We start from the raw sequence: 24,338 nt of genomic DNA on the forward strand, positions 1-24,338 counted from the left end.
TGCGCCGCCGGCGTGAATGCCTGGCCTGCGGCGAACGTTTCACGACGTTCGAGACCGCCGAACTGGTGTTGCCGCGCCTGATCAAAACCGACGGCAGTCGCCAGCCGTTCGACGAAGAAAAACTCCGTGCCGGCATGCAGCGGGCGCTGGAAAAGCGCCCGGTGAGTGTCGAACGCCTCGAATCGTCGCTGGTGCACATCAAACACAAACTGCGCGCCACCGGCGAACGCGAGGTCAAGTCCCTGGTGGTCGGTGAACTGGTGATGGCCGAGCTGCAAAAGCTCGACGAAGTCGCCTATATCCGTTTCGCTTCGGTGTATCGCCGCTTCCAGGACCTCAACGAGTTCCGCGAAGAAATCGATCGCCTGGCCCGTGAGCCGGTGAAAGAATGACCACGTTCGCCGAACAGGCCATCCTCGACGCGCATTACATGGCGCGCGCCCTCGAACTGGCGCGCAAGGGGCACTACACGACGCATCCCAATCCACGGGTTGGCTGCGTGATCGTCCAGGCCGGGCAAATTGTCGGCGAAGGTTGGCATGAGCGCGCCGGTGAACCCCACGCCGAAGTCCATGCCTTGCGCGCCGCCGGTGAACTGGCCCGGGGCGCGACCGCTTACGTCACCCTCGAGCCTTGCAGCCACCACGGCCGCACACCGCCCTGCGCCGATGCGCTGGTAAATGCCGGTGTGGCGCGGGTCGTCGCGGCCATGCAGGACCCGAACCCGGAGGTTGCCGGCCGTGGCCTGCAACGTCTGGAGCAGGCGGGCATCGCCACCGAAAGCGGTGTGCTGGAAAGCGAAGCGCGCAAGCTCAATCAAGGTTTCCTGAAACGCATGGAACACGGCTTGCCGTTCGTGCGGGTCAAACTGGCCATGAGCCTTGACGGTCGCACGGCGATGGAAAACGGCGAGAGCCAATGGATCACCGGCCCGGCGGCGCGTTCGGCGGTGCAACGCCTGCGAGCCCAGGCCAGCGTGGTATTGACTGGCGCGGACACGGTGCTGGCGGACAATGCCCGTTTGACCGTACGCGCCGATGAGCTGGGCCTGGACGGGGAGCAAACCGCACTGGCCATGAGCCGGCCACCCTTGCGGGTGCTGGTCGACGGGCGTCTGCGGGTGCCGCTGGATGCGCCGTTCTTCAAGGCTGGCCCAGCGTTGGTGGCGACGTGCGTGGCGGTGGAAGAACAATATGCCAATGGCCCGGAATGCCTGATCGTGCCGGGCTACGATGGACAGGTCGATCTTCGTCAGTTGCTGGTCGAGCTCGCCAGGCGTGACGTCAATGAAGTATTGGTCGAGGCCGGCCCACGGCTGGCGGGTGCCTTCGCCCAACTCGGTCTGGTGGACGAGTTCCAGATTTTCATCGCCGGCAAGTTCATGGGCTCTTCGGCGCGGCCGTTGCTGGATTGGCCGCTCGCGCACATGAAGGATGCGCCCGAGCTGAAAATCACCGAAATTCGCGCGGTTGGCGATGACTGGCGGGTCACTGCCATTCCTTCGCCAGCCGCGAGCGTATAATTCCCGGCCATCGCGTAGGCGCTGGCTTTGTTCTCGAGGAGAACCTCATGTTTACCGGCATCATCGAATCCATCGGCAGTATTCGTGCATTGACCCCAAAGGGCGGTGATGTGCGGGTTCACGTCGAAACCGGCAAGCTCGACCTGAGCGACGTCAAACTGGGCGACAGCATCGCGGTCAATGGCGTGTGCCTGACTGCCGTTGAATTGCCGGGCAATGGCTTTGCGGCGGATGTCAGCCGTGAAACCCTCGACTGCACCGCCATGAACGACCTGAAAAGCGGCAGCCCGGTCAATCTGGAAAAAGCCCTGACCCCGACTACGCGCCTCGGCGGGCATCTGGTCAGCGGTCACGTCGATGGCGTCGGCGAAGTGGTTGCCCGCACCGAGAACGCCCGCGCCGTGGAATTCCGTATCCGCGCGCCAAAAGACCTGGCCAAGTACATCGCGCATAAAGGCTCGATTACTGTCGACGGCACCAGCCTGACCGTGAACGCGGTCGATGGCGCGGAATTCCTGCTGACCATCATTCCGCACACCCTGAGTGAAACCATCATGGCGTCCTACCAGCCAGGTCGCCGGGTGAACCTGGAAGTGGACTTGCTGGCCCGTTATCTGGAACGTCTGCTGTTGGGCGACAAGGCTGCAGAACCAGCCTCCGGCAACATCACCGAAAGCTTTCTGGCCGCCAACGGCTACCTCAAATCCTGAAGCTCAAATTTCAAAAGAAGGGGGTGCCTTGTGGCGCTCAATAGCATCGAAGAGCTGGTTGAAGATATCCGCCAAGGCAAGATGGTCATCCTCATGGATGATGAAGACCGCGAGAACGAAGGCGACCTGATCATGGCCGCCGAGTGCTGCAAGCCCGAGCACATCAATTTCATGGCCAAGCACGCCCGTGGCCTGATTTGCATGCCGATGAGCCGCGAGCGCTGTGAATTGCTCAAGCTGCCATTGATGGCGCCGCGCAACGGTTCCGGTTTCGGCACCAAGTTCACTGTATCGATCGAAGCGGCCACCGGTGTCACCACCGGCATCTCCGCCGCCGACCGTGCGCGCACCGTGCAAGCGGCTGCGGCCCGTGATGCCAAGGCCGAAGACATCGTCAGCCCGGGCCATATTTTCCCGCTGATGGCCCAGGCCGGCGGTACGCTGGCTCGTGCCGGCCACACCGAAGCGGCGTGCGACCTGGCGCGCATGGCCGGTTTCGAGCCAAGCGGCGTGATCTGCGAAGTGATGAACGACGATGGCACCATGTCCCGTCGCGCCGAGCTGGAAGCGTTTGCCGCCGAACACGACATCAAGATCGGCACCATTGCCGACCTGATTCACTATCGGATGATCCACGAACGTACCGTTCAGCGGATTGCCGAGCAGCCGCTGGACAGCGAACTGGGCCAATTCAACCTGGTGACCTATCGTGATTCGGTGGAAGGCGACGTGCACATGGCGCTCACTCTGGGCAACGTTTGCGCAGAAGAGCCGACCCTGGTTCGGGTGCACAACATGGACCCGCTGCGCGACCTGTTGATGGTCAAGCAACCAGGGCGCTGGAGCCTGCGTGCCGCCATGGCTGCGGTTGCCGAGGCCGGCAGTGGCGTGGTGTTGTTGCTCGGTCACCCGCTCGATGGCGACGTGTTGCTGGCGCATATCCGCGAAACCGCCGACCACGCCACCCCGAAAAAACCGACCACCTACAGCATTGTCGGTGCCGGTTCGCAGATTCTGCGAGACCTGGGCGTGCGCAAAATGCGCTTGATGAGCGCACCGATGAAATTTAATGCGATATCCGGTTTCGATCTGGAAGTTGTAGAATACGTGCCCTCCGAATAAGACGCCGGGTTTTGGCCTCGTTGTTCGCTCAAGGCATATTTGATTTATTGTGGCGAGGGAGCTTGCTCCCGCCTGGGTGCGCAGCACCCACAATAGGGGCCGCTTCGCAGCCCAGCGGGAGCAAGCTCCCTCGCCACATAGATGTGCAAGTGAACACCGATGTGCGATTTCCGGCGCTGTATTCGCGGTTCAAATATCACTGAGGGATGCGTACGAGACGCGTCCCGGCTCTTTAAGAGATCTAACGAATGACCCTGAAGACCATCGAAGGTACCTTCATCGCCCCTAAAGGCCGCTACGCTCTGGTAGTGGGCCGTTTCAACAGCTTCGTCGTTGAAAGCCTGGTCAGCGGTGCAGTTGATGCCCTGGTTCGCCACGGCGTGAGCGAAAGCGACATCACCATCATCCGCGCGCCTGGCGCCTTCGAAATTCCGCTGGTTGCGCAGAAAGTCGCTCAGAAAGGCGAGTTCGCAGCAATCATCGCCCTGGGCGCGGTCATTCGTGGCGGTACTCCGCACTTCGAATACGTGGCTGGCGAGTGCACCAAAGGCTTGGCCCAGGTCTCCATGGAATTCGGCGTTCCGGTTGCGTTCGGCGTGCTGACCGTCGACTCCATCGAGCAAGCCATCGAACGTTCCGGCACCAAGGCCGGTAACAAAGGTGCCGAAGCTGCCCTGTCCGCTCTGGAAATGGTCAGCCTGCTGGCGCAGTTGGAGGCCAAGTGATTAGCGACGAAAGCGATCGTTTCAACCCGCGCGATCCAAAGCCTGCGGATGCCGGCAAGCCATCGAAAAGCGTCAAGCGCCGCGAAGCCCGTCAGCTCGCGACCCAGGCGCTGTACCAATGGCACATGGCCAAGCAGTCGCTGAACGAGATCGAAGCGCAGTTCCGGGTCGATAACGATTTCACCGATGTCGATGGCGCCTATTTCCGCGAAATCCTGCACGGGGTTCCGCAGTTCAAGACCGAAATCGACACTGCACTCACGCCGTGCCTCGACCTGACCATCGAAGAACTGGACCCGGTTGAGCTGGCGGTTTTGCGTCTGTCCACCTGGGAACTGCTCAAGCGCGTCGACGTGCCGTACCGCGTTGTGATCAACGAAGGTATCGAACTGGCCAAGGTTTTCGGTTCCACCGACGGCCACAAGTTCGTCAATGGTGTGCTCGACAAGCTGGCTCCGCGTCTGCGTGAAGCTGAAGTGAAGGCGTTCAAGCGCTGATCCGCGCTTGAACCTCTTGACTGCGCCATGGGCGAGTTTGAGCTGATCCGCAATTACTTTGCCGCCGCGCCTTGTGCGCAGGGCGGCGAAGGCGTTGCCCTCGGGATCGGCGATGATTGCGCCTTGCTGGCTGTTCCTCCCGGGGAACAGTTGGCCATTTCTACCGATACGCTGGTGGCCGGCGTTCATTTCGCCGACCCCTGCGATCCTTTTCTGCTCGGCCAGCGCTCGCTGGCCGTCGCCGTCAGCGACCTCGCCGCCATGGGCGCCACTCCGGTCGCCTTTACCCTTGCCCTGACCTTGCCGACGGTAACCACCGATTGGTTGCAAGCCTATGCCCGTGGTTTGAACCAGATGGCGCAAAGTTGCGGCGTGGCGTTGGTCGGTGGCGATACGACTCGGGGGCCGTTGAGCCTGACCATGACCGTGTTTGGCCGCGTGCCGTCCGGCAAGGCGTTGACCCGCAGCGGCGCACAAGCGGGCGATCTGTTGTGTGTCGGCGGTGAGTTGGGCAATGCCGCCGGCGCGTTGCCGCTGGTGCTCGGTCAGCGCACGGCAGATGCTGCCATCGCCGAGCCGTTGCTGGCGCACTACTGGTCACCGCGACCACAACTCGGGCTGGGCCAGGCTTTGCGCGGCAAGGCTACTTCGGCGCTGGACATTTCCGATGGCCTGCTCGCGGATTGCGGGCATATCGCTTTCGCGTCGAAGGTCGGCCTGCAAGTCGAGCGTGACCGTTTGCCACTGTCGCAGGCGCTGGTGGCCTTCCTGGGCCAGCCCGATGCGCAAAGCGCAGCCCTGAGCGGTGGCGATGACTACGTACTGGCGTTCACTTTACCGTCCGTCGAGTTGCCGGCGTTGCTGGCCAACGGTTGGCCGATTCATGTGATCGGCCGCGTGGTGAGCGGGCAGGGCGTGACGCTGCTGGATGCCGACGGACAGGACATCACCCCGCAAACCCGGGGTTACCAACATTTTCGGGAGTCACCGTGACAGATCACCCCAAGCAGGTCCCGGCGGAATTCGTGCCGCCGTCGGTCTGGCGTAATCCGTGGCATTTTTTCGCGTTCGGCTTCGGCTCGGGCACCTTGCCAAAGGCTCCGGGGACTTGGGGGTCGTTAGTTGCGCTACCCTTTGTTCCTCTGTGGCAGATGCTGCCCGACTGGGGCTACTGGTTGATGCTCGGCATCACCATGCTGTTCGGGTTCTGGCTGTGCGGCAAAGTGGCCGATGATTTGCGCGTACACGACCATGAAGGCATCGTCTGGGACGAAATGGTCGGAATGTGGATTACCTTGTGGCTGGTGCCCGAAGGATGGCAGTGGCTGTTGGCAGGGTTCTTGATGTTCCGCCTCTTCGATATTCTCAAACCTTGGCCGATTCACTGGATCGATCGGCACGTCCACGGCGGTGTCGGGATCATGCTCGATGACGTATTGGCCGGGGTGTTTGCCTGGCTGGCGATGCAAGGATTGGTGTGGATTTTCGCCTGAGGGGTTAAGTGGGAGAACCAGGATGGCTCGGCGCAATTAACCAACCCTCTTGAGGCGCTGTCGAAACCTGTAATCTTTTGATTTTTGCTTTACAAGATCAAGAGATCGCAGCCTGCGGCGACTCCTGCAGAAACAGATCGGGCCGGATATCAAACTTTTTGATAGTTATCGCCGATAATTCAGCCTAAGCGTCGCCCGGAACGTGCTGTTACAATGCCGACCTGCGAATCTTCAGACTCTTTAGATCAGGAGCACACCGGTGCCTGTCGTTTTTGTCGCCGCTTCCAAGCTGCCAACGCCTTTTGCGCAATTCACCATGCACGGTTTTCTCGACGAAGCCACCGGCCGCGAGCACGTCGTGCTGAGCCTGGGTGAGATCGCCGACGGTGCCCCGGTACTCGGCCGGCTGCATTCCGAATGCCTGACTGGCGATGCCTTGTTCAGCCAGCGCTGCGATTGCGGTTCGCAACTGGAGGCCGCGCTGCAAGCCATTGCCCGTGAAGGCCGTGGCGTGCTGTTGTACTTGCGGCAGGAAGGTCGTGGCATCGGCCTGCTGAACAAGATCCGCGCCTACGAATTGCAGGATGGCGGTGCCGACACCGTTGAAGCCAACGAGCGCCTGGGCTTTGCCGCGGACCAGCGGGATTACGCCATGTGCCTGCCGATGCTCGAGCACCTGGGCGTCAAGTCCCTGCGTCTGATGACCAACAACCCACGCAAGGTCAAAGCCTTGACCGACATGGGCATCGTGGTTGCCGAGCGCGTGCCGCTGCACACCGGCCATAATCCGCACAACAAACTCTATCTGGCCACCAAAGCCAGCAAGCTCGACCACATGATGGGTAATGAGCATCAGGGCGAGGTAGACCGGGCGTGACCCGCGGTCAGGTGCGGCGGCGACTGTCCGTCAACTGGTGGCAATACCTGGCGCTGGCCTTGTTGCCGCTGTTCGTGATCAACGGTGTGTTCGGCCAGACCGAAGCGATTCTGCCAGTGCTGGCGATGCCATTGTTCATCGCTGGCGTCGCCTCGATGTTCGTCAGCCTGAAGTTTTTCGGTCGATACAAGCACGCGCTGATCGCCACCCAGAAAGCCCTCGACACCCCAGAAGAACCCGCTGCGTGGATCAGCCTGGCAGCCAAGCGCCGTGCGGCATTGCTCGTCGCTGGCCTGCCGGCCTGGATTGGTGCGTTGGCGGTGTTTGTCGGCCTCGAAGCAGTACCGCTGATGTTGCTGGCACTGTCGACCGCGGTGCTGTTCTATCTCTACCGTATTCCGCGTCAACTCGGTTGATGCGCGCGGTCTGGCTGACGGTTCTGCTGTTGGCCTTCAGTGTTTCGACAAGCGCGGTCGAGCGAGTCGTCAGCCTCGCGCCTTCTCTTTCCGAAATCGTTGTTGAACTGGGTTCGGCCGACCTGTTGGTGGGTGTGCTGGATGCCGGTGAGCGTGCCGCCGAACTCAAGCATCTGCCTTCCGTTGGCCGCTACGGTCAGTTGGACATCGAGCGCTTGCTCAGCCTGCAGCCCGACTTGCTGTTGCTTTGGCCCGGCAGCGTCAGCCCGGCCCAGCGTGATCAGCTCCAGCGCCTGAACATCCCGACTTTCGTCGCCGAGCCACACACACTCGATCAACTGACCCAGCAGATCGAGGCGATCGCCTCGCAACTCGGCCGCCGCGAACGCGGGGCTGCACTGACTGCCGATCTACGCCAGCGGCTGACGCAATTGCGTCAACGCTATCGACGGGATCAACCAGTGCGGGTGTTCTATCAGGTCTGGGATCGGCCGCTTTACACCGTCGGTGGCGGGCAGATCATCAGTGATGCGCTGGAGGTTTGCGGCGCCCGTAACGTATTTGCCGACCTGACGTTGCCGGCGCCGCAAGTCAGTGTGGAGGCAGTGTTGCAACGTAATCCCGAGCTGATTCTGGCGAGTGATCAGGCGCAGCTTGATGCGTGGAAGGCATGGCCGCAGGTCACGGCCGTGGCGCAAGGACAGTTGCGATTGGTCACGGACAAAGGCCTGGAACGGCCCAGTGGGCAGATGATCGAGGCAACCGCCAAGTTGTGCCAGTTGATTGCGCCGGATCGCTAAAAAGCGTTGAATGATCGTTCCCACGCTCTGCGTGGGAACGCCGCCATGGACGCTCCGCGTCCGCTCTTGATGTGACGCAGAGCGTCACGGGATGCATTCCCACGCGGAGCGTGGGAATGCTCGTGGGTCAGAGTTCCGGTGTCCAGGTCACCCCGAACATCCACGCCCGACCTTCCTCGCGATACCCATACTGATTGCCTTCATGGCTGTACAGCACTCGGCTGTAACCCTTGTCCAGCAGGTTATCGACCTTCAGCTCGAGCTTGATCTGGCGATTGAGCGCCCAGCTACTGCGTAAGCCCAGCAACGCATAACCGCCCAATGGCTGCTGATTGTTCAAGTCGTCATAGCTGTTGCTGACCGCCTGCCAACTGGCACCGAGGCCCAGTCGATCAAACTGCCGGTCGAGGTCCAGGCTCACAGTGCGGCGTGCGCGGCGGGCCAGGGTGTGGCCGCTTTCGCGGTCCCGTGGGTCGATGATCGCCACGCCGAGGTTGCTCTGCCAACCGAACAGTTCTTGCTTCAGCGCCGCTTCAAAGCCGTTGATCCGTGCCGAAGCAACGTTTTCCGGGCGTGAGTTGCTGCCGAAGATGATCGCGTCTTCAAGGTCAGTACGGTACAGCGATGCTTCCAGTCGACTGGTCTCGGTCAACTGACTGCGCCATTGCAACTCGTAGCTTTTCGAGGTTTCCGGTTTCAGGTCGGGGTTGCTGAAGTCCGGGTAATACAAGTCATTGAAGGTTGGTGCGCGGAAACCTTCGCTGTAGGTCAGCAGCACATCGTTGTCAGGGTTCAGCGGCAGGGTCAGGGTGCCGCTCCAGCTGTTCTGGCCGCCGAATTGCTGGTTCTGGTCACGGCGCAAACCCAGCTCGGTGGAGAAGTGGTCGGCCTGAAAGCGATGCTGGATAAATGCTGCGCGGTTCCAGCGACTGTCTTCCTCGAATGCGGTGCTGCTGTTGAGCCGGTCTTCATACCAGTCACCGCCAAGAATCAGGCTGTTGCGCTCGTTGAGTGTCAGGTCGTTCTGCCAGTTCACCGAGTCGCGGTAGGTGTTAAACACGCTGCGTTCATCACTGAGTTTGTCGAAGGTTTTCTCGCGGTTTTCGCTGTGACCGAATTCGATGCGGGTTTTCCACAGATCGTTGACCCGCGCGTCGACGTAGCTGCTGACGCTGCTCACGTCGAACTCGTTGTAGGGCTGCTCCTGGACTGACTCGAAGGTATTCAGGTCGAAGCGACCGAACGGGTTGTCGTATTCAGTTTTGCCACGGTTATCCAGCACATTGGCGCCGATTTCAATGTCATCGGTCAGGGCATGGCTGAGGCTCAGGCTGAACGATTTATTGCGGTAAGCATCGTGATCGCCATCGCTGGGATACGACTCGTGAGTGCGATTTATTCCGGCGGTTTCATTGAGGCTGGCACCCAGATTGAAGCGTGTCTGCTCATCGCCGCCAGACAAGCCGAGGCTGCGTTCCCAGGTCTGGTTGCTGCCGAAACCGACATGCATTTGTGGACGCAATCCCGGTTCGCTGCCACGCCGGGTGAAAATCTGGATCACCCCGCCAATCGCATCGCTGCCATAAATCGCCGAACGGGAGCCGCGCAACACTTCTACGCGCTCGACCTGTTCAATGTTGATGTGTTGCAGATTGCTGTCGCCCGACGATGAATTGCCGATGCGTTGACCGTCCACCAGCACCAGGCTTTGCGCCGACTGTGTGCCGCGAATGTAAATCCCCGGCAGACTGCCGCGCCCACCGGTTTGCGCTACCTGCACCCCCGGCACCCGGCGCAGCAGTTCGGTGACGCTGTCTGGTTGCAGGCGGTCGATGTCTTCGCGGGTGAACACGGTGTTGGCGGCGCTGCTGTCGTTGCGCGCTTCGACCTGACGGTTGGCGCTGATCAGCACGTCGGGCAGCTTCAGGGCTTGATCGCGTTCGAAGGTGTCGGCCAGCAGTGGGCCGGCCGGCAGGAGGGTCAGCGACAGGGCGAGAGGGGAGAGTTTCATGGCAGTCCGTTAATACGTTGGAGCGAACCAAATCTTAAGATCGCAAAAAACCAATGTAGGAGCGAGCCTGCTCGCGATGACGGTATGTCAGTCAGAGAATCGGTTGACTGTCAGTCCGCTATCGCGAGCAGGCTCGCTCCTACAGGGTTTTGCGTAAGTCTTATATTGAGGTGTTCAGCAGTTGCAGGCGCGTGCGGATCGAAGCTTCGATTCCGGCCTCATCCAGCCCGCACTCAGCCAGCATTTGCGCAGGCTTGGCGTGTTCGACGTAGATGTCTGGCAAGCCCAGGTGCAGCATCGACTTGAGGATGTTCTCGCGGGCGAGGAACTCGCTGACTGCGCCACCGGCGCCGCCCATGATCGCGTTCTCTTCGATGGTCACCAACAGCTCATGGCTGGCCGCGATCTGGCGAACGAGTTCTTCGTCCAGCGGTTTGACGAAACGCATGTCGACCACGGTTGCATCCAGCTTCTCTGCGACTTTCAGCGCCTCGGCCAGTTGCACGCCGAACACCAGCAGGGCGACTTTGCTGCCCTGGCGGCGAACCACGCCTTTGCCGATCTCGATGGGCTCGAGGTCTTTTTCGATAGTCGCATTCGGGCCATTGCCGCGCGGGTAACGCACCGCCGCCGGGCCTTCGTAAAGGTGACCGGTGGTGAGCATTTTGCGCAGTTCGTTCTCATCGCTCGGGGTCATCACCAGCATGCCGGGGATGCAGCGCAGGAAAGACAGATCGAAGCTGCCAGCGTGGGTCGGGCCGTCTTCGCCAACCAGCCCGGCGCGATCGATGGCGAACAGCACGTCGAGGTTCTGCACCGCCACGTCATGTATCAACTGGTCGTAACCGCGTTGCAGGAAGGTCGAATAGATCGCCACGACCGGTTTGGCGCCTTCACAGGCCATGCCGGCCGCGAGGGTCACCGCGTGTTGCTCGGCAATCGCCACGTCGAAGTAGCGCAGCGGGAAACGCTCGCTGAAGGCCACCAGGTCGGAGCCTTCCTTCATCGCCGGCGTGATGCCGACCAAGCGCGGGTCAGCAGCGGCCATGTCGCACAGCCATTCGCCGAACACACCGGAATACTTCGGCCCGCTGGCTTTTTTCGGCGCAGCGGCCGGGGCGTCCAGCGGCTCGAGCTTGGTGATGGCGTGGTAACCGATCGGGTCGACTTCCGCCGGGGCGAAGCCTTTGCCTTTTTTGGTGACGACGTGCAGGAATTGCGGGCCTTTGAGATCGCGCATGTTGCGCAGGGTGGCGATCAGGGTCGGCAAGTCGTGGCCATCGATCGGACCGATGTAGTTCCAGCCCAGCTCTTCGAACAGCGTGCCGGGGACCAGCATGCCTTTGGCGTACTCTTCGGTACGACGGGCGATTTCCCAGGCTCCGGGCAGCCGCGACAGCACTTTTTTGCTGCCTTCGCGCATGCTCGCGTAAGTGCGGCTGGAAAGAATCTTCGCCAGGTAGTTCGACAAACCCCCGACATTGCGCGAGATCGACATGTCGTTGTCGTTGAGGATCACCAGCATATTGGCGTCCACTTCCGGCGCATGGTTCAGCGCTTCGAACGCCATGCCGGCCGTCAGTGCGCCGTCACCGATCACAGCGATGGCCTTGCGATCACTGTTTTGCAGGCGGGCGGCAATCGCCATGCCCAGCGCGGCACTGATCGAGGTGCTGGAGTGGCCGACGCCAAAGGTGTCGTACTCGCTCTCGGAGCGGCGCGGGAACGCGGCGATGCCGTCCTTCTGACGCAGGCTGGCCATGCGCTCGCGGCGACCGGTGAGGATCTTGTGCGGATACGCCTGATGCCCGACGTCCCACAGCAGACGGTCGTCCGGGGTGTCGAAGACGTAATGCAGCGCGATGGTCAGCTCGATCACGCCCAGGCCGGCACCGAAATGCCCACCGGTCTGGCCGACCGTGTAGAGCAATTCCAGGCGCAACTCATCGGCCAGGGTTTCCAGCTCGGCTTCGCCTAACCGGCGCAGGCCGTCCGGCGTGTTCGCGCGGTCGAGCAGGGGCGTGGTCGGGCGCTTGCGGGGAATCTCATGAAACGTCGTGGGCATCAGGCGAATCGTTATAGGTATAAAAGATGCGGCAGTTTACCTGATGCATCGGCCCCTGCCCACGCGTTGGTATTTTTTGGCGCAAACGCCGTCAGCTGCGGCGCTCGACGATATACCGGGCCAGGTCACGCAATGGCTCGGCCGCCGCGTCAAACGGTCGCAGCGCATGCAGGGCCTGATCGCGCAGTTCCAGGGCGTAGGCCTTGGCCGCGTCGAGGCCGAGCAGGGCCGGGTAGGTCGGCTTGTCGCGGGCAATGTCCGCACCCTGGCGTTTGCCGAGGGTTTCGGTATCGCTTTCGACGTCGAGAATGTCGTCCTGAACCTGAAACGCCAGGCCGATAGCCCTTGCATAAGTCTGCAGGGATTTCAGTTCGTCCTTCTCGGCACGGCCACTGGCCAGGGCGCCGAGTTTGACGCTGACTTCGATCAAGGCACCGGTCTTGTGCCGATGCATGTATTCGAGGGCTTTTTGATCGAGCTTCAGGCCGACCGAGCCCAGGTCGATGGCTTGACCGCCGACCATGCCGGCCGGGCCTGCAGCCTGGGCCAGTGCGGTGACCATTTGCAGGCGGATGTCGGCTTCTGCATGGCTCAGGCGCGGGTCGAGCAGGGCGCTGAACGCCAGGCTCTGCAAACCGTCACCGGCGAGAATCGCGCAGGCTTCATCGAATTTCTTGTGGGTGGTGGGCTGGCCGCGACGCAGGTCATCATCGTCCATGGCCGGCAAATCGTCATGCACCAGCGAATAGGCGTGGATCAATTCCACTGCGCAGGCCGCGCCGTTGGCTTGCTCGGCCTTTCCGCCAAGCGCTTCGCAGGCGGCATAGGCCAACAATGGACGCACGCGCTTGCCGCCGTTCATCACGCTGTAGCGCATTGCTTCGTAGAGCCGCGCGAGCTCAGGGCTCGGGGCGATGAACAGGGTTTCGAGAGCCGCATTGACCCGGGCCTGGCTGGTCGCCGAATACGCTGCAATCATTCTGGCTGGTCCGCGTCGAAGGGTTCCTCGGCCAGCTCGCCATCACGCTCGAGCAGCACCTGAACCTTCTGCTCAGCCTGCGCCAGCGCCGCCTGGCAATCGCGGGTCAGACCGATGCCTTGCTCGAAAGCGGTCAACGAATCTTCCAGCGACAATTCGCCATTCTCCAGACGTTCCACCAGCGTTTGCAGGTCGGCGAGGGATTGTTCGAAATCCAGTGCAGCTTTTTTGCGGGCCATGGCGGCGATTTCCGGTTGACGTTAAACCGGCGCGACACTAGCAGATAGGGGGGGTATGGGCAAATTCACAGATGATACAAACCCCTGTAGACGCAGCCTGCGGCAGCGCTTAGAGGGGGGAGTGATCAGGATAGTGAATTTGGTAGCGAGTACTGCGACCGCCGCCGGGCAGTCGTTCCAGGCAACCCTTTTCCAGCAGTTCAGCCAAATGACGGGTTGCGGTGGCTTTGGAAACCTTCGCTACGGCTTGATACTGAGCCGCGCTGATTCCGCCCTCGAAACCACGTTCGCCGCCATCGAGTAAACGATTCAGTACTTTGGTCTGCTCGCTGGAGAGTTCTGATTCCCGATGCGCCTGCCAGAAACGCGCCTTGCCCAGCACCGACTCGATTCGCACCATCGCCTGCTGCAAGCTGCGCAGCAAGGTTTGCAGAAACCACTCGAGCCAATGGGTGATGTCCAACGTGGCCTTCTGGCTGGTTTCCAATACGCGGTAATAGCCGGAGCGGTCCTCGAGAATGCTCGCCGACATGGCGTAGAAACGAATGGCCTGAGCCTCGCCTTGCGCCAGGGCAAGGTCGGTGAGGGTTCGCGTCAGGCGACCATTGCCGTCGTCGAAAGGGTGCAGCGTGACAAACCAGAAGTGCGCGATACCGGCGCGCAACAGTGGATCGAGCCCGACCTCATGGCGGCTGCTTTCAAACCACTCGAGGAAAGTCTCGAGTTGCCGTTCCAGGCCCCTGCGGGGCGGCGCTTCGAAGTGGACGATGGGCTTGTCGAGTCGCCCGGACACCACTTGCATCGGGTCATCGCCGCGCAATGCGCCGACGCGGATACTTTGAGCGGTGAATGAGCTGTCCTGATCGGGGAACAGCCACTCATGCCAATCAAGCAGCCGTTCAAGGGTCAGCGGTTCGGCAAAATGCTGCGTGGCATCGAGCATCAACTGCGCCAGACCTTCGCTGCGTTGGCTGATGGGGTCGCCCTCGTGCATCTGTAGACCGAGACGCCGCGCCAGAGAAGATCGTACCGAGCCGACATTCAACTGCTCACCTTCAATCGCTGAAGAGGTAACGATGTTTTGCAGTAATGCATCGAGCTCACTCTGTGCACTGAGCGAGTTGCCCACGGAGCTGATCATTCCAGTCAATCGACCTTGCGCCTGAACACACTCGCGCAGCAGCGATGCCAAACGCTCGGCATGCCAGGTGAAACTTGGCCAATCGGGCTGTTGCCAGATCCAGTGGGGAACCATGCATTCAACTTCCATAAAGAGTGAGCCGATTAGAAATGCTATTCGGCTCATATAGTGAGCCGAATATGATCTTTATTCGGCTCACCGTCCACCCACCCGCTTGATGCTGCTGCAATTTCAGATGTATCCGATTGTTAGAAAGCGACCGAGCGATTAACCTTCGCGCCATCGACGACCGGTTATTCACGGGTCTTTCAGACGAAACGCAGTACCCCCATCTGTAACGCGCCGAGGATCTGGCGCAAGGTTTCGTCATGCATGGCAGGAGGCATCACATGCGTTCACTTCTTTCGCTGCTGATCGGGTTGGCTTGCGCTTCGGCGCTGGCCGCGCCGAGTGCCGAGATGTCGGAGCCGGTGGGTGGCTGGCGTTTCAACGGTTTGCTCGACCGTAGTGAAAACCCGCAGGTCGCCTATCCCACACCGCCCATCGACCGGGGTGTGCAGCGTAATCGCACGATGATCCAGGGCCAGCTCAAGGCGATCGGTGCGCAACGCGGGCCACACACGCTGGCAGTCAATGGCAATCCCTTGAACCTGTACACCGACGACCAGGGCCGTTTTGCCCGGCCGTATGCGTTCGGTGCCGGCTCCAACAGCGTCGAAGTGCGCAGTGCCGAAGGCCAGTCGCTCAAGCGCGTTCAATTTTATGAAGCCAATAACCTGCGCACGCCCGCACGGATTCGTGTGGTGCTGGGTTGGGATGATCCGAAGGCCGAACTCGATCTGCACATCATCACGCCTGACGGCCAGCATGCGTTCTGGGCGCACTCGGCGCTGACCAACGGCGGCGGCCTCGACCCCGATGGTGTCGACGGTCCCGGCCCGGAAATGTTCACCATGACCGCACCGCTGCATGGCACCTATCTGGTTTACGTCAACTACTGGGGCAACTTCGGCAGCGGCGGCTATAACTTCGATGAGGCCGGCAACCAGAACGAGGTGATCACTTCGCAGATCAACCTGGTGCTCAACGAAAACACCGTCGACGAAAAACGCGAGAGCTTCATCGTGCCCCTGCGGGCCATCGGTGACCTGCTGCTGGTCAAGACTTTCAACTATTAAACATCCCGCACCACGGATGACATCGGGTTTTGTGAAATGAGCGATAACACTGTTTCTCCGGCTGCCGATACACCGAGCGCCAAACCGTCCCGTCGTTGGCCGGTCATTGTGCTCGGGCTGTGCCTGGTCGCCGCTGTGGCTGCCGGCATGGGCTGGCTGATGAAAAAAAGCACAGCCCCGGCACCGCAACTGGCGGCGGAAAAACTTGGCATGAGCCGCCCCGATGGCTTGCTCGAAACCCACTCCTTGAGCCAATTGCCCAAGGATTTGCTGGCCGTTCCGTTCCTCAAGGAAACCCTGACTGAAGACTTCGTCTTCTATTACCAAACCCACGCCGATCGTCTTGGCCTGATCGGCAGCCTGCGGCGGATCATTTATGAACACGATTTGAAACTGCAGGACTCCTTGATCGAGCAACTGTTCGACCAGCCGGCAGATGTCGCGCTGTGGCGCGGGGCGGATGGGCGGCTGAGGGATTTCCTGCTGGTGATGGATCGCGGCGGCCTGGCCAATGTGCTGGAACCGCTGGCGAAAGTGGCGCTGGATGATTCGCAACTGAGCAAAATCGCAGAGGTGAAAGTCGGCGCCGATAACGTCGAGCTGTATCAGCTCACCTACAACGCCAGCAAGGCGCTGGTGTTCGCTTCCCATGGCGACAAACTCGTGGTGCTGTCGAATCCGACCAAGCTTTATGACCCGCAAAGTGGCATGGCACAGGAAGCCGGCAGCGTTTCGACCCAGTCCATCGCCGCTTTGCTCAATGGCGAAAAACTGTTTCCCGAAGCTTTCGGTCTGCCACCCCGTGCGCCCGAGGTAAAGCAACGGCTGTCGGTCAACGCCAGCGTGTTGGCCATGGGTTATCAGCGCTTCATCCCGAATTTCGCCGGTCTGCGTTTCGACATGGACGATAAAGGCTGGCACAGCTTCCTCGCCATGGATGAGCTGGAGAATCAGCCAGACTTCGATTTCAAACCGGTCTGGCAAGCCATGCCGATGGGCGCGAGCGCGTGCGTCGCCCTGCCGCTGGCGGCCGAACAACAAAAACCGTTGCTGGTAAAACTCGGTGCCGAAGAGCGCGCGGCTCAAGCACTGACCGAACACATGGCCGGTGCGGCAGGGCTTTGCTGGTATGCCGATTCGCGACTGTACACACCGCTGCTGGTGGCCGGGCTCAAGGATCAAGACAGCGCCAGCATGGATGGCGATCTGGGCAAGTTGTTCGGTTCGATGGTCGGCGCCCATGAAAGCAAGGTCGATGAGCATGTGTTCCCGGTGGTGGAGAAACAGCAAGGCCAGAGCCATCAATGGCAGCGTCAGGTCAGCTCCAGTTTCGGTCCCTACGCGGCCAAGGATGCAGAACATCCGGACGCCATCAGCGGTAAGGCGTTCATGCGTGTAAGCCTTGCGCGACATGGTTCAACGCTGCTGTTTTCCCTCGACGACAAATTGGTGGACAAGGCCCTCGGCACCCTCGACAAGCGCTTCCCACCGATGGCCGACGTGTTGCCCAAAGACCTGCTGATGCCGATCTACTTCGGCCCTGACTCCATGGCGCAGCTGATCCAGCAGGAAACCCTCGACAGCCTGCCGCAGGACATGGAACCGGTGTTCTACAACGCCGCGCAAACCTACCTGATCCCCAAACTGCGCACGCTCGGCGGCTACGGCAAATATGCCCTGACCTTGCCCGAAGGCAGCGAGCCGGACGGTCACTGGCAATGGTTGCCGCTGGAGTGGAAAGCGCTGTGAATGGGTGGATCCGCAGTCTCGGCTTGCTTGCCTTGCTGTTGAGCGCGAGTGCCCGGGCGCTCGATGCACCGGCGCTGGATGCGCAGCAATCCCAGGTGTTCCGTGCATGGTTCGTGCGCATCGCCCAGGAACAACTGAGCCAAGGCCCGAGCCCGCGCTGGTATCAGCAGGACTGCGCCGGGCTGGTGCGCTTTGCCGCCAACGAAGCGCTGAAAGTCCATGACGACAAATGGCTGCGCAGCAATGGCCTGTCCAATCGCTACCTGCCGCCGGAGCTGCAGCTGAGCGACGCCCAGCGCAGCCTCGCCCAGCAATGGCAGCAGGGCGGGGGCAAGGTCGGGCCGTACGTCAACGCGATCAAGTTGATCCAGTTCAACAGTCATCTGGTCGGCCGCGATGTGTCCCAGGCGCGCCCAGGCGACCTGATGTTCTTCGATCAGGGCGACGACCAGCACCTGATGATCTGGATGGGGCGCTTCATCGCCTATCACACCGGCACCACCACTCCCACCGATAACGGCATGCGTTCGGCAAGCCTGCAACAACTCATGACATGGAAGGACACCCGATGGATACCCGATGCAGCCAACCCCAACTTCATCGGCGTCTATCGACTGAATTTTCTCTCCCAATGACCGGTGCCCGCATGCTGCGTTTTCTGTCTCTGCTGTTGGTCATGGTGTTGCCGTTCTCGGCAGTCAACGCCCAAGACACCGTCGAGCCCAGCGGCTACACGCCGGTGTCCGGTGAAAGCTTTTTCCTGTTGGCCGACAGCAGTTTTGCCAGTGATGAACAGGCGATGGTGCGCCTCGAAGCGCCGGGCCGCGACTACCGCCGCTTCCGCATGGAGCCCTATGGCGGTGCCGACATTCGCGTGTATCGCATCGACAAGCCGCTGGACTTTCTCAAGCGCCAGAAGAACCTGCACCGCGTGGTCAGCGACGGCCAGTTCAAGGGCGAAGGGCTGTCCAACACGCTCGCCTATCTGTGGGATAACTGGTACCGCAAGTCGCGGCGGGTGATGCAGCGGGCGTTCTCCTACGAGTCGCGCAAACAAGTCACCGAGGAAGTGCCGGAACTGAAAATGGGCGCTGCCATGGCCGCGCCGACACCCTACGACGCGCAACCGCAATTTGCCTTGATTCCGGGCCTGCCGGTGGTCAGCCAGTTCCGTTATCCGCTGTGGCAGGCCAAGCCGATCCAGCCACCGGAAGGGGTGAATCTGGCGGGCTCTTCCAGTGAGTTCGTCAGCGTCGCACCGGGCAACGTCTACATCCCGTTGGGAAACTTGAAGCCGGGTCTGTACCTGGTGGAGGCGCTGATCGGCAAGTACCGCGCGACCACCATGGTCTTCGTCTCCAACACCGTGGCGGTGAGCAAGATTGCCGGTGATGAATTACTGGTGTGGGCCGCGCGCAAACACCAAGGCAGTTCGGCGCCGAAGGTCAATGTGCTGTGGACTGACGGTTTGGGCGTGATGAGCAGCGGTGCTACCGATGTCGATGGTTTGCTGCGTTTGAAACACGTCAGCCCCGAGCGTTCGTTCGTGATTGGCGAGGACGAAGAGGGCGGGGTTTTTGTCTCGGAAAACTTCTATTACGACAGCGAAATCTACGACACCAAACTCTATGCCTTCACTGACCGGCCGCTGTATCGGCCGGGGGATTGGGTGTCGCTGAAAATCGTTGGCCGTGAATTCAAGAACGCCCGGGATTCGGTGCAGCCAAGCGCTGCCGACGTCAACGTAACGGTGCTGGATGCGACCGGTACGGCCCTGCAAACCCTGGACTTGAAACTCGATTCGAAGGCCGGCACCCAGGGCCGTTTCCAGCTGCCGGACAACGCCGTGGCCGGTGGATACGAGTTGCGCTTCAGCTACAAGGATCAGGCTTACAGCAGTGCCTTCCGCGTGGCTGAATACATCAAGCCGCACTTCGAAATTTCCCTCAATCTGGCCAAGCAGGATTACCGCACCGGCGAGCCGGTCAAGGGCAGTCTGGTGTTGCTCTACCCCGACGGCAAACCGGTGGCCAATGCCAAGTTGACCCTGAGCCTGCGTGCCCAGCAACTGTCGATGGTCGACAACGAACTGCAATACCTCGGGCAATTCCCGGTGGAACTGACCAGCACCGAATTGACCACTGACGCCCAGGGCAACGCGACCCTGGACCTGCCGGCCGCCGACAAACCGAGCCGCTACATGCTCACCGTGTTCGCCAGTGATGGCGCGGCGTATCGGGTCAAGACCACCAAGGAAATCCTCATCGACCGAGGCGCCGCGAATTTCCGCTTGAGCGCACCGCAGCGCTTCAGTGCGGTGGGCGACAAGGTTGCGTTCAGCTACGTCATCGAAAGCGAGCAGAAGGCAGCGGTCACCCCGAGCAGCTATGGCTGGGTTCGTCTGGAAGACCAGAGCAGCGGCGAAGGTAAGCTCGCGGCCACCGACAAAGGTTTCACCCTGGCCTTCGATCGTCCCGGCACCTACAACCTGACGCTCAGGGACGACCACGGCCGAACCCTCGGCGCCACCGGTCATTCAGTCACCGGCGACGGAGTCAAGGCCGTGCCGGGAACCGTCGAAATCGTCCTCGATAAACCCGAGTACAAGGCCGGCGATGAAGCACTGGCGTTGATCACCTTCCCCGAGCCGATCAACGATGCGCTGCTGTCGCTGGAGCGCGACAAGGTCGAAGCCACCGCGCTGCTGTCCAAGGGCGGCGACTGGCTGAAGATGGAGAAACTCAGCGACACCCAGTACCGCGCGCGCATCCCGGTGAAGGACGGTTTCGCCCCGAACCTGACGTTCTCGGTGCTGTACACCAAGGGCGGGCAGTACAGCTTCCAGAACGCCGGCATCAAAGTGATTACGCCGCAGATCGACGTGGCGATCACCACCGACAAAGACACCTACCAGCCGGGTGAAACGGTATCGGTGGACCTGACGACGCAGTTCGCCGGCAAGCCAATCCCCGCGCATCTGACGGTCAGTGTGGTCGACGAAATGGTCTATGCCCTGCAACCGGAAGTGGCACCGAGCATCGACCAGTTCTTCTATCACCCACGCCGCAACAATGTGCGCACCAGTGCCAGCCTGTCGTTCATCAGCTATGACGTCGCGCTGCCGGGCAGCCCCGGTGCGCCGGGTAAAGCCAATCGCAGTGAACGCGGGGTGAAAGTGCTGGAACGGCCGCGGCGTGAAGACGTCGACACCGCCGCGTGGCAACCGGAACTGCTCACCGATGCCAACGGCAAAACCCGCTTTACCTTCAAGATGCCGGACTCGTTGACCCGCTGGCGCATCACCGCCCGGGCCATCGCCGACGACGGTGCGGTGGGGCAGAAGAAGCAATTCGTGCGCTCGGAAAAACCGCTGTACCTGAAGTGGAGCGGACCCGGCAAATTCCGCACTGGGGACAAACCCGATCTCGGTGTGTTTGCTTTCAGTCAGTCGCAAGATCCGGTCAAGGCTGAACTGGTGACACATTACGCGGGCGCCGAGCAGCGCATCGCCGTCACGCTCAACAGCGGCATCAACTACATCCCGTTACCGACGTTTGCCTTGGGCACGGGCGAGTGGGCCGCGGAACTGGTGCAGGACGGCAAAACCGTCGATGCCTTGGCTGTGCACTTGAGCGCGACCGGCGAAGGTTGGCAAGTGACACAAAGCCAAAGCCTGGATGTCGCCAGTGGTGATACACCGCTGGCGTTGCCGGCGGACGCCACGGACATTCGCCTGCGTCTGGACGACAGTCCGCAAGCGCTGTTCCGCTCGGCGCTCGATGATCTGCTGAGTTATCCCTACGGCGGCGTCGAGCAGACCGCCAGTCGCTTGCTGCCGCTGAGCATCGCGTATCCGACGCTGTCGTCGAATCCGCAGATCCGCGATCGCTTGCGCCTGATCATGCAGAACAGCCGTTTGCGCCTGGTGCAAATGGCCGGGCCTTCGGCGAGTTTTACCTGGTGGGGCATGGACGGTGAGCCGGATGCGTTCCTGACTGCCTACGCCTATTTCGCCGACTGGCACGCCAGCCAGGTGCTGCAATTGAGCCTGCCACCGGAGCATTGGCAGCGGGTGCTGGAGGTGTATGCCAAGCAGGCGAACAACACGCCGCTGTTGCAGCGGGCGTTGATTGTGGCGTTCGCCAAACAGATGCAGTTGCCGATCAACACCTTGCTCAGCGGTTTGGTGGACGATCTGGCGAAAGCGGGCGAGGGCAATGCCGCGAACTTGATGGAGGGCGGTGAAGACAGCCTGGTCATGAGCGATCCGGATTCGGCCTTGGGGCTGGCGGCGGCGAGGGTGTTGACCGCGTCGCTGGCCAGGCAATCGAAGGTCGCGCTGCCGGAGGCCTTCAATCGGCATTTGGCCGATGCGCAGCAACGCTTGGCTGTGAGCTCGCAGCCGTTTGCCGAAGCGCTGAATCTGTCGCTGCAGCCGTTCGATCAGCTCCGTGCGCAGGCGCTGCTGCAACGGCTGTTGCCGCAGCAATCGACCCTTGAACGGGCACTGGCGCTGAGCTGGCTGCAACGCAGTATCGAGCAGGCTTCGCCGACCATCGCACTGGCGCCGGGAGAGGGCTGGAAGAAACAACACAGTGTCACCGGGGAAATGTACTGGACGTGGCAGGGCGCGACGCCGGTGCCGAGTGTGTTGTCGCTGTCCGGCGTTCAGGAGCGTCCGCTGCGTGCGGCATTGAGCTTCCAGACCCGGCAACCGGCCGTCGAGCCGATGGCCGTGTCCATCACTCGTCGCCTGTCGCGATTGGTACCGGGTGACGCTGCATTCACCTTCAAGCTCGAAGCGGTGGGCAGCAAGCCGCTGTCCAGCGACAGCCTGTATCTGGACGAAATCATCATCACCAGCAAAGCCGCCAGGCCGCTGCGATACGGGATGATCGAAGTGCCGCTGCCGCCGGGCGCGGATGTCGAGCGCACCACGTGGGGCATCAAGTTGATGGGTAAGGCCGGCACCGAACCGACGGCGCTGGAGAAGGCGCGCTTCGAGCCGGGTCAGATGGCTTACGCGATTCCAGTGGATGCCTTGAGTGGCGAGCTGCGGCTGCGCCATCTGGTGCGCTTCTCGCAAAAAGGCCAATTCCATCTACCGCCGGTGCGTTTCACGCAAGTCTATGCACCGCAGCATCAGGCCCAGGAACAGAAACCGGCGCTTGGTCAGATCACGGTCAACTGACATGACCCGACGTTTGCTCTGGTGGCTGCTGTGTTTGATCCCTGCGCTGGCGACAGCGCAGGAAGCCCCGCTGCGACTGGGATTCGAAGGCGAACTGTTGTCGTTGAGCGGGACCCGGGTGATCGCTCGGGAGCCGTTGCCCGACTCATTGCAGGCGCCTTTGGGTAGTTTGTGGAAGTTGTTTGTCTACGGCTGGCTGGTCGATACCGGTGCCCGAGAACCTGCGTATGAATGTCGCGGGCAGTCCAAAGAAGAGGTTTATTGCTGTACTGCGGGGGGCAGGATCGAACGCGATCAGGCGTTGGTGAAGTCCTGCGGGTTGTACTTCGAGCCTGCGCGATTGGGCATTTCCGCCGCGGATTGGCGCCAGTATTGGCAAGCGCGCAAAGCGCCGCAGTGGCTGCTTGATTTGCCTGCGATGCAACCGTCCACACGTGTTTCGGTAGTGGAGTTGCTGCAAATGCTGGCCGTGCTGCCCGCACAGGATCAGGCGCGGAGGGTGTTGCTTGACGTGGTGCTGAACGCCGCCGACGGCAACGTCGTGGGCGAACTCGGTGGCCGCTTGCGGGTGAAAACCTGGAGTTGGTTGGATGAACATGATCCTTCGTCGCGTCAGGGCGGGTTCGCCGGTTGGACGGCGAAGGGCACGCCGATCTGGGCGGGTGGACGGGGGACCAGTCAGAGGGTTCTGCGCAATTACGCTCAAGCCTTGGCTTCGGTGTTGCCGGTTGATTGGCCGGTGGATCCTGGGCGATGTGTCGAGGTGGAGCTGTTTTCACGCTATCCGATCGGGCGCGTTCTGGCGGGAGATCGTGTTGTTGCTTCCGGGCCGATGCAAGGCGACTTTCGCGTCGAATTCAGCAACGGCAACCAGCTCGATATCCACAGCAACGGTGAACTGTTTTTGTTGAAGGACAAGATCGTCGCGCGTCTGGACCGCGAGGAATACGTCGCCCGCGTGCTACAGCGTGAAGCCGCTGCCGAACCTGTCGAAGCCGCCAAGGCCCTGGCGGTCGCCATCCGTACCTACCTGCTGCAAAACGCCACGCGTAACGGTCAATGCCTGAGCATCGACGACAGCAGCCAACGGCAACGAGTCGCCCCACGTCCGGCCACCACCGAGGCGCGCAACATCGCCGCATGGACCAACGACCTCGTGCTTGCCGGCACCGGCGTCACCTACCACTCCGACCAACCCGGCCCGGACAAACTCTCCTGGCAACAAGCCGTGGAACAAGCCAACGCCGGCCAGCGCTACGACGCCATCCTGCTGCACGCCTATCCGCGTGCCAGCCTCAGTCGCTGGGACAACCCCGTTGCCTCCTGCGAAACCTTGCCCGCGGCGCAGGACTGGCTGCAGAAACAACGGCGTGGCTGGCGTATGCAGTTGGAAAGCGAGGCCGGTTACAGCGAAGTCAGCACCTTTGCAGTCTGCCGCCTGGGATTCGGCCGACCCTATGTCGACCGCGAACGCCAGCGCATCTACGTGCGCGGCGCACTGTCCTTGCAGGATCGCCTCGACCTGACCCACGAATACCTGCACCTGGCCTTTGAAGCTCACCCCAACGGCCAAGATGAAACCTACATCGAAGGGCTCGCCCGCCACCTTTTGCTGGAATAGAC

21 protein-coding genes are annotated in these 24,338 nt (G+C 61.3%); 16 read left to right on the plus strand and 5 right to left on the minus strand.

Annotated elements, in window-relative coordinates:
• From nrdR to D8U18_RS22835, 11 genes are all read left to right on the plus strand, one after another.
• On the plus strand, window positions 1–392 hold a 392-nt coding region (nrdR, locus tag D8U18_RS22785; protein ID WP_131108465.1), incomplete at its 5' end, for a transcriptional regulator NrdR.
• Window positions 389–1,522, plus strand: coding sequence for a bifunctional diaminohydroxyphosphoribosylaminopyrimidine deaminase/5-amino-6-(5-phosphoribosylamino)uracil reductase RibD (gene ribD, locus D8U18_RS22790; RefSeq protein ID WP_131108467.1), 1,134 nt, complete (start codon window positions 389–391; stop codon window positions 1,520–1,522). The genes nrdR and ribD, both read left to right, overlap by 4 nt.
• Before the next feature lie 47 nt (window positions 1,523–1,569).
• On the plus strand, window positions 1,570–2,232 hold the full coding sequence (locus tag D8U18_RS22795; protein ID WP_056855847.1) for a riboflavin synthase: 663 nt from the start codon (window positions 1,570–1,572) through the stop codon (window positions 2,230–2,232).
• A gap of 30 nt (window positions 2,233–2,262) precedes the next feature.
• Entirely contained in the window at window positions 2,263–3,354 is a 1,092-nt protein-coding gene (gene ribBA, locus D8U18_RS22800) for a bifunctional 3,4-dihydroxy-2-butanone-4-phosphate synthase/GTP cyclohydrolase II (RefSeq protein ID WP_056855846.1), read from the plus strand.
• Window positions 3,355–3,602: 248 nt separating this feature from the next.
• Window positions 3,603–4,079 (plus strand): 6,7-dimethyl-8-ribityllumazine synthase, encoded by a 477-nt coding sequence (ribE, locus tag D8U18_RS22805; RefSeq protein ID WP_003228649.1) that lies wholly within the window; start codon window positions 3,603–3,605, stop codon window positions 4,077–4,079.
• On the plus strand, window positions 4,076–4,576 hold the full coding sequence (nusB, locus tag D8U18_RS22810) for a transcription antitermination factor NusB (protein ID WP_008053839.1): 501 nt from the start codon (window positions 4,076–4,078) through the stop codon (window positions 4,574–4,576). The genes ribE and nusB overlap by 4 nt, the downstream gene beginning before the upstream one ends.
• 27 nt (window positions 4,577–4,603) lie before the next feature.
• Window positions 4,604–5,569 (plus strand): thiamine-phosphate kinase, encoded by a 966-nt coding sequence (gene thiL / locus D8U18_RS22815; RefSeq protein WP_131108469.1) that lies wholly within the window; start codon window positions 4,604–4,606, stop codon window positions 5,567–5,569.
• Entirely contained in the window at window positions 5,566–6,069 is a 504-nt protein-coding gene (locus D8U18_RS22820) for a phosphatidylglycerophosphatase A (RefSeq protein ID WP_131108471.1), read from the plus strand. The genes thiL and D8U18_RS22820 overlap by 4 nt, the downstream gene beginning before the upstream one ends.
• Before the next feature lie 259 nt (window positions 6,070–6,328).
• On the plus strand, window positions 6,329–6,946 hold the full coding sequence (gene ribA, locus D8U18_RS22825) for a GTP cyclohydrolase II (RefSeq protein ID WP_044465292.1): 618 nt from the start codon (window positions 6,329–6,331) through the stop codon (window positions 6,944–6,946).
• Window positions 6,943–7,362, plus strand: coding sequence for a hypothetical protein (locus D8U18_RS22830; protein WP_056855843.1), 420 nt, complete (start codon window positions 6,943–6,945; stop codon window positions 7,360–7,362). Before ribA ends, D8U18_RS22830 begins: the two co-directional genes overlap by 4 nt.
• Window positions 7,362–8,162, plus strand: a complete 801-nt coding sequence (locus D8U18_RS22835; RefSeq protein WP_131108474.1) for a cobalamin-binding protein — start codon at window positions 7,362–7,364, stop codon at window positions 8,160–8,162. The genes D8U18_RS22830 and D8U18_RS22835 overlap by 1 nt, the downstream gene beginning before the upstream one ends.
• Before the next feature lie 127 nt (window positions 8,163–8,289).
• Here D8U18_RS22835 and D8U18_RS22840 read toward each other — a convergent pair whose 3' ends face one another.
• The 5 genes from D8U18_RS22840 to D8U18_RS22860 all read right to left on the minus strand — a co-directional run bounded on the left by D8U18_RS22840 (window position 8,290) and on the right by D8U18_RS22860 (window position 14,711).
• Complete coding sequence (locus D8U18_RS22840) at window positions 8,290–10,173, minus strand: TonB-dependent receptor (RefSeq protein WP_131108476.1); 1,884 nt, start codon at window positions 10,171–10,173, stop codon at window positions 8,290–8,292.
• 160 nt (window positions 10,174–10,333) lie between these two features.
• On the minus strand, window positions 10,334–12,238 hold the full coding sequence (gene dxs, locus D8U18_RS22845; protein WP_131108478.1) for a 1-deoxy-D-xylulose-5-phosphate synthase: 1,905 nt from the start codon (window positions 12,236–12,238) through the stop codon (window positions 10,334–10,336).
• A 91-nt stretch (window positions 12,239–12,329) separates the two neighbouring features.
• Window positions 12,330–13,217: a (2E,6E)-farnesyl diphosphate synthase gene (gene ispA, locus D8U18_RS22850; protein WP_130906181.1), complete on the minus strand. Its 888-nt coding sequence runs from the start codon at window positions 13,215–13,217 to the stop codon at window positions 12,330–12,332.
• On the minus strand, window positions 13,214–13,456 hold the full coding sequence (locus D8U18_RS22855; protein WP_007894317.1) for an exodeoxyribonuclease VII small subunit: 243 nt from the start codon (window positions 13,454–13,456) through the stop codon (window positions 13,214–13,216). The genes ispA and D8U18_RS22855 overlap by 4 nt, the downstream gene beginning before the upstream one ends.
• 109 nt (window positions 13,457–13,565) lie before the next feature.
• On the minus strand, window positions 13,566–14,711 hold the full coding sequence (locus D8U18_RS22860; protein ID WP_056855838.1) for a Fic family protein: 1,146 nt from the start codon (window positions 14,709–14,711) through the stop codon (window positions 13,566–13,568).
• Window positions 14,712–14,986: 275 nt separating this feature from the next.
• Here D8U18_RS22860 and D8U18_RS22865 point away from each other — a divergent pair, with 275 nt between their 5' ends.
• The 5 genes from D8U18_RS22865 to D8U18_RS22885 are packed head-to-tail and all read left to right on the plus strand — an operon-like array spanning window position 14,987 to window position 24,336.
• Window positions 14,987–15,775, plus strand: coding sequence for a DUF2135 domain-containing protein (locus tag D8U18_RS22865; RefSeq protein ID WP_131108480.1), 789 nt, complete (start codon window positions 14,987–14,989; stop codon window positions 15,773–15,775).
• A gap of 36 nt (window positions 15,776–15,811) precedes the next feature.
• On the plus strand, window positions 15,812–17,524 hold the full coding sequence (locus D8U18_RS22870; protein ID WP_131108481.1) for a DUF2138 domain-containing protein: 1,713 nt from the start codon (window positions 15,812–15,814) through the stop codon (window positions 17,522–17,524).
• Complete coding sequence (locus tag D8U18_RS22875; protein WP_056855835.1) at window positions 17,494–18,159, plus strand: DUF1175 family protein; 666 nt, start codon at window positions 17,494–17,496, stop codon at window positions 18,157–18,159. The genes D8U18_RS22870 and D8U18_RS22875 overlap by 31 nt, the downstream gene beginning before the upstream one ends.
• The gene (locus tag D8U18_RS22880) at window positions 18,156–22,715 is read left to right on the plus strand and encodes an alpha-2-macroglobulin (RefSeq protein ID WP_131108483.1); all 4,560 of its coding nucleotides are present in this window, start codon (window positions 18,156–18,158) and stop codon (window positions 22,713–22,715) included. Before D8U18_RS22875 ends, D8U18_RS22880 begins: the two co-directional genes overlap by 4 nt.
• 1 nt (window position 22,716) lies before the next feature.
• The gene (locus tag D8U18_RS22885; RefSeq protein ID WP_131108485.1) at window positions 22,717–24,336 is read left to right on the plus strand and encodes a DUF2300 domain-containing protein; all 1,620 of its coding nucleotides are present in this window, start codon (window positions 22,717–22,719) and stop codon (window positions 24,334–24,336) included.
• Window positions 24,337–24,338: the final 2 nt, after the last annotated feature.

Source organism: Pseudomonas sp. Sample_10 (assembly GCF_004321495.1).
Lineage (GTDB): Bacteria > Pseudomonadota > Gammaproteobacteria > Pseudomonadales > Pseudomonadaceae > Aquipseudomonas.